Annotated in this window: 11 protein-coding genes; 4 read left to right on the top strand and 7 right to left on the bottom strand. The window is 61.7% G+C overall.

What is annotated here, in order from left to right; all coding sequences use genetic code 11:
* Window positions 1-11: 11 nt before the first annotated feature.
* The 4 genes from iscA to iscR form a co-directional block, all read right to left on the bottom strand.
* Entirely contained in the window at window positions 12-335 is a 324-nt protein-coding gene (gene iscA, locus DFR34_RS08700; protein WP_110390806.1) for an iron-sulfur cluster assembly protein IscA, read from the bottom strand.
* A 52-nt stretch (window positions 336-387) separates the two neighbouring features.
* The gene (gene iscU, locus DFR34_RS08705; protein ID WP_110390756.1) at window positions 388-771 is read right to left on the bottom strand and encodes a Fe-S cluster assembly scaffold IscU; all 384 of its coding nucleotides are present in this window, start codon (window positions 769-771) and stop codon (window positions 388-390) included.
* A 149-nt stretch (window positions 772-920) separates the two neighbouring features.
* A complete protein-coding gene (locus DFR34_RS08710) occupies window positions 921-2144 on the bottom strand; it encodes an IscS subfamily cysteine desulfurase (protein ID WP_110390757.1) in 1224 nt (407 codons plus the stop codon).
* Window positions 2145-2177: 33 nt separating this feature from the next.
* Complete coding sequence (gene iscR, locus DFR34_RS08715) at window positions 2178-2654, bottom strand: Fe-S cluster assembly transcriptional regulator IscR (RefSeq protein WP_110390758.1); 477 nt, start codon at window positions 2652-2654, stop codon at window positions 2178-2180.
* 242 nt (window positions 2655-2896) lie between these two features.
* Here iscR and DFR34_RS08720 point away from each other — a divergent pair, with 242 nt between their 5' ends.
* Complete coding sequence (locus DFR34_RS08720; RefSeq protein ID WP_110390807.1) at window positions 2897-4024, top strand: beta-ketoacyl-ACP synthase III; 1128 nt, start codon at window positions 2897-2899, stop codon at window positions 4022-4024.
* A gap of 540 nt (window positions 4025-4564) precedes the next feature.
* Window positions 4565-5065, top strand: a complete 501-nt coding sequence (gene coaD / locus DFR34_RS08725) for a pantetheine-phosphate adenylyltransferase (RefSeq protein ID WP_245906848.1) — start codon at window positions 4565-4567, stop codon at window positions 5063-5065.
* Between the two features lie 454 nt (window positions 5066-5519).
* Here coaD and DFR34_RS08730 read toward each other — a convergent pair whose 3' ends face one another.
* The gene (locus DFR34_RS08730) at window positions 5520-7160 is read right to left on the bottom strand and encodes a methyl-accepting chemotaxis protein (protein ID WP_110390760.1); all 1641 of its coding nucleotides are present in this window, start codon (window positions 7158-7160) and stop codon (window positions 5520-5522) included.
* Window positions 7161-7490: 330 nt separating this feature from the next.
* Between DFR34_RS08730 and DFR34_RS17125 the strand changes: the two genes are divergently transcribed.
* Window positions 7491-7667, top strand: coding sequence for a hypothetical protein (locus DFR34_RS17125; RefSeq protein ID WP_158281779.1), 177 nt, complete (start codon window positions 7491-7493; stop codon window positions 7665-7667).
* 354 nt (window positions 7668-8021) lie between these two features.
* On the top strand, window positions 8022-9653 hold the full coding sequence (locus DFR34_RS08735; RefSeq protein WP_158281780.1) for a methyl-accepting chemotaxis protein: 1632 nt from the start codon (window positions 8022-8024) through the stop codon (window positions 9651-9653).
* 371 nt (window positions 9654-10024) lie between these two features.
* Here DFR34_RS08735 and DFR34_RS08740 read toward each other — a convergent pair whose 3' ends face one another.
* Window positions 10025-10819: a hypothetical protein gene (locus tag DFR34_RS08740; RefSeq protein WP_110390762.1), complete on the bottom strand. Its 795-nt coding sequence runs from the start codon at window positions 10817-10819 to the stop codon at window positions 10025-10027.
* 114 nt (window positions 10820-10933) lie between these two features.
* Window positions 10934-11164: a hypothetical protein gene (locus tag DFR34_RS08745; RefSeq protein WP_110390763.1), complete on the bottom strand. Its 231-nt coding sequence runs from the start codon at window positions 11162-11164 to the stop codon at window positions 10934-10936.
* Window positions 11165-11314 lie beyond the last annotated feature (150 nt).

Consider the following 11314-nt stretch of genomic DNA (forward strand, 5'->3'; position numbering starts at 1 on the left):
GCGAGGCCGGGTCAGACGTTGAAGCTTTCGCCGCAGCCGCACTCGTTCTTGACGTTGGGGTTGTTGAACTTGAAGCCCTCGTTCAGCCCTTCCTTGACGAAGTCCAGCTCGGTGCCGTCGATATAGGCCAGGCTTTTGGCGTCGGTGAACAAGGTCACGCCGTGCGATTCAAAGCTCAGGTCTTCTTCGCCGGCTTCATCGACAAATTCCAGCTTGTAGGCCATGCCCGAGCAGCCAGAGGTTTTCACCCCCAGGCGCAGGCCCAGGCCTTTGCCGCGTTTGCTCAAAAAGCCTTGCACATGTTCTGCGGCGCGTTCGGTCAGGGTAATGCCCATCATGCTCTCCACCAGTGAGGCCGGGCGCTGGGCGCCCGGACAGTTTGCAGGGTCAGTGGCCGTGTTTGGCCTTGTAGTCGGACACTGCCGCCTTGATGGCGTCTTCGGCAAGGATCGAACAATGGATCTTGACCGGCGGCAGGGCCAGCTCTTCGGCAATCTGGGTGTTCTTGATGGCCAGCGCTTCGTCCAGCGTCTTGCCCTTCACCCATTCGGTCACCAGCGAGGAAGAAGCAATCGCCGAGCCACAGCCGTAGGTTTTGAACTTGGCGTCTTCGATCACCCCGGCTTCGTTGACCTTGATCTGCAATTTCATCACATCGCCACAGGCCGGCGCGCCAACCATGCCGGTGCCCACCGTGCCGTCGCCCTTGTCGAACGAGCCGACATTGCGCGGGTTTTCGTAGTGGTCGAGGACTTGTTCGCTATATGCCATGTTTGGTTCTCCTTGTTTTTAGCGCCGCTCACAAAACGCGCCTGGCGTCGTTGTACGGCCTTGTCGTACTAGTTGTACTGTCTGCGGCCGCACGCCTAGCCAGGCTCGCTTCGCTGCGTTTTTTGAGCGACGCTTGATGCCGGCGCGACTTAGTGCGCAGCCCACTGCACGGTGTTCAGGTCCACGCCTTCCTTGAACATGTCCCACAAGGGCGACAGTTCGCGCAGCTTGCCAATCTTGGCCTTGAGCAGATGGATGGCGAAGTCCACTTCGGCTTCGGTGGTGAAGCGGCCGATGGTGAAGCGGATCGAGCTGTGCGCCAGTTCGTCGTTGCGGCCCAGCGCGCGCAGCACGTAAGAGGGCTCCAGCGAGGCCGAGGTGCAGGCCGAGCCGGACGACACCGCCAGCTCCTTGATGGCCATGATCAGGCTTTCGCCTTCGACAAAATTAAAGCTGACATTCAGATTGTGCGGCACGCGGCGGTCCAGATCGCCGTTCAGATACACTTCTTCGATATCCGACAGGCCGGCCCACAGGCGGTCGCGCAGCGCGCCGATGCGGGCGTTTTCGCTGGCCATTTCTTCACGGGCCAGGCGGAAGGCTTCGCCCATGCCGACAATCTGGTGGGTGGCCAGCGTGCCCGAGCGCATGCCGCGCTCGTGGCCGCCGCCGTGGATTTGCGCTTCCAGGCGAATGCGCGGCTTGCGGCGCACATACAGCGCGCCAATGCCTTTCGGGCCGTAGGTCTTGTGCGCCGAAAAGCTCATCAGGTCCACTTTCAGGCTAGCGAGGTCGATCTCGACCTTGCCGGTGGCCTGGGCCGAATCAACATGAAAGATCACCCCGCGCTCGCGGCAGATGTCGCCCAGCGCGGCGATGTCCTGAATCACGCCGATTTCGTTGTTCACAAACATCACCGAGGCCAGGATGGTGTCCGGGCGGATGGCGGCGCGGAAGGCGTCCAGATCCAGCAGGCCGTTGTCTTGCGGGGTCAGGTAGGTGACCTCGAAGCCCTGGCGCTCCAGCTCGCGACAGGTGTCCAGCACGGCCTTGTGCTCGGTCTTGACGGTGATCAGGTGCTTGCCCTTGGTTTTGTAGAACTGGGCTGCGCCTTTGATCGCCAGGTTGTTGGATTCGGTGGCGCCGGACGTCCAGACGATTTCTTTCGGGTCGCAGTTCACCAGCTTGGCCACTTCGGCGCGGGCGTTTTCTACGGCTTCTTCCGACTCCCAGCCGTAGGCGTGGCTGCGGCTGGCGGGGTTGCCAAAGTGTTCGGTCAGCCAGGGAATCATCGCCTGGGCCACGCGCGGGTCAACCGGGGTGGTGGCCGAGTAGTCCAGGTAAATCGGGTAGTTTTTCGCGGGTGCGGTCATTTCAGCAGATTCTCCAGCGCGGACAATGATGTGTCACAAGGCGGGCGCGGCGCCGTCCTGCACGGCGGCCACACGGCGGCGGTCTTGCACGACGGCGGTTTCTTTGGCGCGTTGCTTGTCCACCAGGCTCGCCAGCGTCACATTGGCCAAGTAGGCAAAAATGGTTTTGTTCAGGTCAGTCCACAGATCGTGGGTCATGCAGCGATGATTGTCGTGGCAGTTTTCATGCCCGCCGCACTGGGTGGCGTCCAGCGGCTCGTCCACGGCGATGATGATGTCGGCCACGGTGATGTCCTCCACCAGCCGCGCCAGACAGTAGCCGCCGCCCGGGCCGCGCACGCTTTCCACCAACTCGGCGCGGCGCAGCTTGCCAAACAACTGTTCGAGATAAGACAGGGAAATGCCCTGGCGCTCGCTGATGCCGGCCAGGGTGACCGGGCCATTTGCGTCGCGCATGGCGAGGTCAAGCATGGCGGTGACAGCAAAGCGCCCCTTGGTGGTGAGTCGCATGGCGAAAGTCTCCTGGGCCGGCAACGGCCGTGTGCAGTGGGGTGAATTCAGCGGGTTTGGGTACTGCCTGAAGGGTATAATATCCGAGTAATTTGGTCAAGAATGAACTGGCCCCTCACTCCGTAGAAATGCGGGGGTGATACTGCCTGCGCCGCCTGTCATCTGCCGGTCATCTGCGCGATGCGCTATCATCACGTTCAAACAAACGCATGCATAGTTGCCATCGCAAGGAAACCGCCACCATGAGCGCACCCGCCATCGTCATCACCGGCTCCGGCCTGTTCACGCCGCCGCACCGCATCAGCAACGAAGAACTGGTCACCGCCTACAACGCCTGGGCCGAAGCCGACAACGCCCGCCACGCCGAGGCGATTGCCGCCGGCCAGCGCGCCGCGCGGGAGCTGTCGTCAGCAGAATTCATCGTCAAAGCCTCCGGCATCCACAGCCGCCATGTGATGGACCGCGACGGCGTGCTCAACCCCGCGCGGATGTGCCCCAATCTGCCCGAGCGCGACAACGACAGCCTGTCGCTGCAAGCCGAAATGGCGGTGGCCGCCGGGCGCGACGCGCTGGCCGCCGCCGGACGCGACGCAGCAGAGATTGATATGGTGATTGTCGCCTGCTCGAATATGCAGCGCGCCTATCCGGCCATGGCCATCGAAGTGCAACAGGCGCTGGGCTGCGGCGGCTTTGCCTACGACATGAACGTGGCCTGCTCGTCGGCCACCTTTGGCATGCAGGCCGCCGTCAGCGCCCTATCCAGCGGCGCAGCCAAGGCGGTGCTGATGGTCAACCCGGAAATCACCTCTGGGCATCTGAACTTCTGCGACCGTGACAGCCACTTTATTTTTGGCGACGCCTGCACCGCCGTGGTGCTGGAACGCGCCGATACCGCGCGCAGCGAGCAGGGTTTTGAAGTGCTGGGCTGCAAACTGGCGACGCAGTTTTCCAACAATATCCGCAACAACTTTGGCTTTCTCAACCGCGCCGCGCCAGAAGGCATCGGCCAGCCGGACAAGCTGTTTGTGCAGCAGGGCCGCAAGGTGTTCAAAGAAGTCTGCCCGATGGTGGCCGAGCATATCGAAGCGCACCTGGCCAGCCTGCAACTGCGCGCCAGCGACATCCGCCGCTATTGGCTGCACCAGGCCAATCTGTCGATGAACCAGCTGATTGCCCGCCGCCTGCTTGGCCGCGACGCCAGCCTGGACGAAGCGCCGGTGATTCTGGACCGCTACGCCAACACCAGCTCGGCCGGCTCGGTGATTGCCTGGCACCTGCACCAGCAGGATTTGCCCAGCGGCGCGCTGGGCGTGCTCGCTTCGTTTGGCGCCGGGTATTCGGTGGGGAGTGTGGTGTTGCGCAAGCGGTGAGGGTGGTTATTTGTTGGAGTCCGCGCTGCGCGCGGAGCCTGATTTGGGGCGGGAGTTCGTCCCGCATGCCGACTGACTTTCTTTGCTTCGCCAAAGAAAGTCAGCAAAGAAAGGCGACCCCGGGACGCGCGCCCGTCCGCCGCCTGCGGCGTCGGTGGTCCCTTGCGCTTCTCGAAAGTCAGGGCCGCCACGGAATGGCGCGTCGGCTGCGCCGCCGCTTAGCCGTGACGGACAGCCCCCTGACTTTCTGCGATGCTCAGCGCGCTTTACGGGGAGAAAAACGGCGATGCGCCACCGTTTGCGCACGACATACAGCTTGGTCTTATGGGTCGCCGCGCCCCACAGCCCAAACAGTGCGCCAGCCCCATCCTGCCTATAGAAATGACCCGCATTTTCTGCAATGCAACACCGGCATCTCACCATGCCAAAAAAATGCTTTACCCCGCCCCCCTTGTCCGCTTACAGTCGCGACAAATCGACACGCCCCGCGCTGCCCACCCCCTGGCGGCCAAGGGGCCCAGACATGACGGAGAACATGCAGTGAAACGCGGAGTGTACGCAGGCAGCTTCGACCCGGTCACCAACGGCCATTTGTGGATGATCAACAAAGCCGTAGACCTGTTCGACGAACTGATCGTCGCGGTCGGCTACAACCCGGACAAGCACTACACCTTCTGCGCCGACGAACGCGCCGCCATGCTGCGCGAAACCACCCGCCAATACACCAATCTGCGGGTAGAAAGCTTCGAGAATCAGTTTCTGGTGGACTACGCCCAATCCGTGGGCGCCAATTACATTGTGCGCGGCATCCGCACCGCCAGCGATTACGAATTCGAGCGCACCATGCGCTATGTGAACTCCGACCTGCACCCGGACATCACCACCATCTTCCTGCTGCCGCCGCGCGAATTTGCCGAGGTGTCGTCCACCATGGTCAAAGGCCTGGTCGGCCCCAAGGGCTGGGAGGCGGTGATTCGCCAATACGTACCGGGCCCGGTGCATGAAAAACTGCTGCAACTGAGCCCACGCAAGCCGCGCTAAGCGCACTCACTAAAGTCAGCACAGCGGCCTTGGTCCGGCGCGCGGCCGCAGACTACGGGGACGTGCAACAACGCCAAGGGGTTGTGTCAGCCGCGCCAAGAATCGCTCACAAAACTCAGCGAAGCGATCCTGGCTAGTAGCCAGTCACGTTGAAACACGAGGGTTCATGTGCCACGAAGAACCCCTCGTCGCACCACACCGCGTCATTCCCGCGCAGGCGGGAATCCAGGTGTGCCCACAGCGTACAGCCGGGTGAGCGCTCACCCGCGCCATGCCCACCGCGCACGCTGTGGCGCCGTCTGGGTTCCCGCCTTCGCGGGAACGACACCGGGGATGAAACTCATGCTGTTCAGATCATGGTGACTGGCTACTAGGCGCGCGGCCGCAGACAGTACAAGCAATACGGCCAGGCCGCGCAACAACGCCAGGAGGGTTTTGTGAGCGGCTCTCGGCGCTACACCCGAAACTGCGCCAGCTGACCATTCAGCCGGCCCACCACGCCCAGCAGGCTGTCGGCGGTGTCGGTGGAGCGGCGCACGCCGTGCACAAAAGCTTCAGCGGTTTGCGCCACCCGCTCGGCCTGCTGGCCAATCAGCCCGGCGGCGCTGGCTTGCTCGGCCAGGCCGCTTTGCAGTTGCTCGACGGCCTGGCGGGTTTTGCCGGCGCCGGCGCGCAGCTGCTCCATCGCCGGATGCAGCTCGGCGATTTCTTCCACACTGGCGTCCACCCCGGCCTGACTATGATTCAAGCGCTCGGCGGCCTGGCGGGTTTGCTGCTGGATGGCGCTGATGGTGCCGGCAATATCCTGGGTGGCGCGCGCGGTGTGTTCGGCCAGCTTGCGCACCTCGTCGGCCACCACGGCAAAACCCCGGCCCGTTTCGCCCGCGCGGGCGGCTTCGATGGCGGCGTTCAGCGCCAGCAGATTGGTTTGCTCGGCAATACCCTGAATCACCGCCACCACCTGGCCAATTGATTCGGTTTTATCCGCCAGCTCGCCCACGTCCCCATGCGCCTGTGACAGCGTGTCGCGCATCGCCCCCATGCGCGCGGCGGCGCTATCCAGCTGGCTTTGCGCCTGGTCGGCCAGGGTTTCGGCGCTGTGCGCCTGCGTCACCACATGCTCGGTGTGGCTGGACAAGGTGTGGATGGCGCCGTCCAGCTCTTCCACCGCGCTGGCGATGCTGGCGGTGGACAAGGTTTGCGCCTGCGCACCTTCGGCAATGCGCAGGCATTCGGCGGACAGCGCCTGGGCGGCGTCTTCCACCGCGCGGGTGTTGCTGGCAATTTCGCCCATGGTGCCGCCCAACTGACGGCGCATGGCTTCCAGCCGCGCCATCAGGCTGCGGCCATCGCCCTGGCGCACCGGCAAGGGTTGATGCAACTGGCCATCGGCCATGCTGGCCACCGCCGCGCCAGCCTGCGCCGGATCGCCGCCCAGCGGCCGGCTGACGCTGCGCAAAATCATCATCCCCACCGCGATAAAGGCCAGCACGCCCACGCCGCTGGCGGCGGCCATGCTCCATTGCGTATGCTGCGCCGCCGCCGCGCTGGCTTGCGCGCCTTGCTGGAATTGCTGATCCTGATGGCGCAAAAAGCGCTCGATGGCCAGCATATCCTCACGCAGGGCAGGCACGCCCAAGGCATAAAAATGGCTGGTGGCGGCGTCGTATTCGTCCTTGGCCAGCAAGTCCAGCAAGCCGCGCGTGGCCTGGTTGAACTCACCATGGCGCTGACGGATGGCCGCCAGCATGGTCTGTTCTTCCGGGCTGGGGCCCAGCGCCGCCAGGCTGTCGAGCTGGGTTTGCATCTCGCGCTGGCTGGCGGTGAACACCTTGTTCAGCGTGTCGATATCCTCCTGCGATGGCGAGCCGCCCAATACCGGGTACACCTGGCGCGACAGCGCATTCAGCGTAAACAAGGCCTGCTGGCCATGGCGCAATTTGCGCGCGTCCACATCCGCCACCCGCTCCGCCGCCGCCTGCATGCGCCAACCGCCCAGCCCGCCCAGGGCCAACACCATCAGCAAAATCAGCAGCAAACCGCCCAAACCCAAGCCCACCCGCCAGACAAACCCGCCACGCACCGCTGCACTCATACCGCACCCTTGTTGATCCATATTGTGTGAATTTTGGGCAAATTATCCCGGATGCTTGCCCAATGGTCAAAAAACCACCTTGGGCATACTGGAATACAAGCAAATGATCCAAAAGGCAATTTCTTGCGATAACACCGGGACGGGCGGCGCTGGGCAATATTCGGCTGCGGGCTTAACAGGATTTGACATGCTCGTCAAAAAATTTACCTTTGTCAGACTTGTCTTTACAATTGATAGCCATTATCATCTACCCCTGTATCCAAACGCCGACCGCACAAGACACCCACCGCCAGCCGCGTTTGCCAGCCTTTGTCTTGCAGGAGAATCACCATGCCCATCACCGAAGCGTTTTCTGCCCACACCATCCGCCAGGACTTGCAACGCTTGAGCCAATCGCTTGGCCAACTGCGCCTGGAGCTGGACACCGTTTGCCGCGAACTCTCCGGCGAAGCCAGCCCATCACCCGCCTACGACGCCGCCTTGCTGCCCGACTGGCTGCGCGATTAAGCGCGGCTGACAAAACGCGCCTGGCGTTGTTGCGCGGCCTTGCCGTGATCTACACGCCTGGCCAGGCACGCTGCACTGAGCTTGGCGAGCGCCGTCACGTGCGGCGTGAAGCACACGCTGAAAAAATCGTCATTCCCGCGCAGACTGGAATCCAGCCCTTTGATTTTGCTGGGTTTTGCTTTTAGAAAACGTGATTTTTTGACTCAATCAGCGCAGTTTTAAAAATCGCCGCGCATTTCGCCCGCCACGCAGCTGCTTCAAACACCTTGCTTTCCCTTTTTTAGCAGTCACTACGCCCACTGCGCCCCGCGCAGTCCGAGCATGGGCACACATGCCGGGCGACGAGGTTATGACATGAGACTTAATTTATTCCACAGAACCACGCTGGGCATCGCCCTGCTGCTGGGGCTATTGCTGCTGTGCATGGCCACCGCCCTGCTGGGCTTGTCCCGCCTGCACGCCGACACCCGGCAACTGGCCGACGTCGAAGTCGCCAAGGTGGACCACGCCAGCCAGGCCGCCTTGATGCTCAGCCAGGTGGAGCGCGACCTGTCGCGCATCCTCACCCGCGAAGACAAAGCCGCTTACGCCCGCTTCAAGGCCGGCCAAAACGAACGCCGCGCCAGCCTGAGCCACCACTTCAGCGAGCTGCAACGGCTGAGCTACCGCCCCGATAGCCAGGCGCTGCTGGCCCAGGTGCAGACGCGCCGGCAAACCCTGCTGGCCGCGCTGGGCCAGATCACCCCGCTGCTGGACGCCGACGACTACGCTGGCGCGCGGGCGCTATACGCCCAATCCGGCGAAGCCGCGCTGAGCGCCTATCTGCAAGCCGTAGACAGCTATCTGGCGCTGCAAAAACGCGTGCTGGCCGAACACAGCGCCGCCGCCAGCCAAACCGTGGCGCAATTCACCCTGTGGCTGCAACTGATCGGCGGCGTCAGCCTGCTGCTGGCCATCGCCGTTGGCGTGTGGCTGGTGCGCGGCGTCAAGCGCCCGCTGGGCGGCGACCCCGGCGTGGTCAGCGAAGCCCTGTCGCGCATCGCCCAGGGCGACCTGGCCAGCCAGACTCCCAGCGGCCACGCCCATCCGCACAGCCTGCTGGCCCGGCTGGGCGGCCTGCGCCACGGCCTGCGCCAACTGGTGGGCAATATTCAGGGCGCCAGCGGCGAAGTCTCCAGCGCCGCGCGCGATTTGTCCGCCAGCTGCGCACAAATTGCCGCTGGCGCGGTGGAGCAAGGCGCGTCCACCGCGTCGATGGCCAGCGCGGTGGAAGAACTGGGCAGCAATATCACCAGCCTGGCGCAATCGTCGCGCCGGGTGCTGAACGTGGCCGCCCGCGCAGAAAACCTGGCCAGCGAAAGCGACCGCATGCTGGGCGAAGCCGCTGGCGAAATCGGCAAGATGATCGACACCATCGACAACTCCGCCCAGGACGTGGCGCAACTGGCCAGCAAAACCAGCGAAATCGGCCGCATTGTCGGCGTGATCAACGACATTGCCGACCAAACCAACCTGCTGGCGCTCAACGCCTCAATCGAAGCCGCCCGCGCGGGCGAGCAAGGCCGGGGCTTTGCCGTGGTGGCCGACGAGGTGCGCAAACTGGCCGAACACACCACCCGCGCCACCGCCGAAATCGACGAGATGATCAAGAGCATTCAAAAGCAAACCCGGCTGGCGGCGGACAATCTGCTGCACGGCGAAGAAGTGGTGGGCTTTGGCGTGCGCCTGGTGCGCGACCTGGTCAGCCCGCTGCGCCAACTTCGCGAAGGGGCAGGCGAAACCCGCCGCGAACTGGATGGGCTGATGCTGGCGCTGGACGAACAAACCCACGCCGCCCGCCATATCGGCAGCCATATCGAGCGGGTGGCCAGCGCGGCGGAAGAGTTTGGCCTGGCCGCGCGCAGCTCGGCGCAAACCGCCAGCGATTTACTGGGCGTGGTGCATCGGCTGGATGGGGAGGTGGCGCATTTTAGGTTGCAGGGGTGAGGCGCACTGAGAGTGGGGGGAATGTCAGGCGCCGCGCTGCGCGCGGGGTTGATTTGGGGCGGGGCTTCGCCCCGCACCCGACCCCTTTTCTTTGTCTCGCCAAAGAAAAGGGGGAAAAGAAAGGCGACCCGGGTGGCGCGCCCTTCGGGTTCCCTGCGCTTCTCGAAAGCCAGGGCCGCCACGGAATGGCGCGTCGGCTGCGCCGCCGCTTAGCCGTGGCGGAAACCTCCCTGACTTCCTGCGATGCTCGGCGCGCCACACGGGGGGAACGGCGGCTAGGCGCTACGGGCTGAGCGTGGAATTTAGATTGAAACGGGATTTGTACTCTATTTTATACAGCTTTTCACATAATATTCCGTTTAATCAAACGGTTAAGTTATATTTGGTATTCTAAAGTAGCTGGACATCCAAGCGCGCTCACTTTCGGATGGATTAAAAGCATAGCCATTGGGTACAGGAAACCAATAGCGACGGTTCTCAACCAGGTCGTTGAAGAGAAGTTCAGTTGTCACATATAGGAGCCAAGCTGCAATACGAAGAAAGCCAAGATTTACTTCCAGCGCGTCGTGCCTCTCTTTGTATTCGGCTATCGGTGTGATTGATTTGTGCAGGTGGCCAATGTGGGCAAAATTCTCGCTGAAGTACCCATAGAGCTGCCCAAACTGCGGAATCGCCTTCTTTGCAGCGCCTAATGTCTTAGGTGATTGCAGCTTACCGCTCTCGTAAGCAGCGAGATCATTTGGACGTTGAAGCAGATAAAGAGTGGTTGAAATAGCTTCTAGCATAGAACGAATGACCATTCCTGGCTGAAGAAGGTACCCTAATCGAAGTAAGGTAGTCGCAGCACCAAATGAACTAGAAGCATTCAGGAGTAGCTGGGCGCACTTGGACTCGAGGGCTTCGTCGTTCCGATGAGCCAGCCGCAATCCCGAATAGAGCAGCCCGTTCGTCTTGCTCCAGAATGCGCTTAGCTCACAGATGTCTTTGTCACACAGTTTGTCGAATGAGGCCTGAATTTTTGGCCCATCTCGGTGCAATTGATTAACCAACATATCGTCAGTGAATATGACGAGCTTCCGGTCATGAGAGTCAACGAATAGCGAGCCGGTGCGGATTGCAGCGGGAGCCTGACGGGTTTTCTTCGTACTGGAGCGACGCTTGGCCATGTGGCTAATGCAACTTAACGTTTGACGTGAGGAACCGCGGTAGCAGTGAAGTCGCAGAGGGCATCGACAAGCCAAACTTGATGGTGCCCCCTTCGACGGGATTGTTAAGCCAACTTACCACTTTTTCGCGAAATTACTTTTCACCGTCGTGGAAATATATGAATTTAAGCCGTGCCCCTCAACAGCCAAGGCTTTCATTTTATCAACCACAGCCTTGCCTGGTCGAATATGATTGTAGAGATAGTTGCGATGCGTTCCGGACTTGAATACGACGTGAATTGAGTCGTCGGCTGACTCATATGAAACTATATTCGAATTGCCACTAAGATTACGGTATGGGGTCATGTTTTTCTCCTGAAATTTTTTGCCCTAACGTTAGGGAGGTGCTGGTTCGTTCGAAAAATCGTGTTCGCTAAAAGCTAGCCCTAGAAAAATCAACATCCCAGGATCCCTCTTTCGCGGGAGTGACAATCTTTTTAGCGTACACGTAGACAT

It is taken from the genome of Rivihabitans pingtungensis, assembly GCF_003201855.1.
Lineage (GTDB): Bacteria > Pseudomonadota > Gammaproteobacteria > Burkholderiales > Aquaspirillaceae > Rivihabitans > Rivihabitans pingtungensis.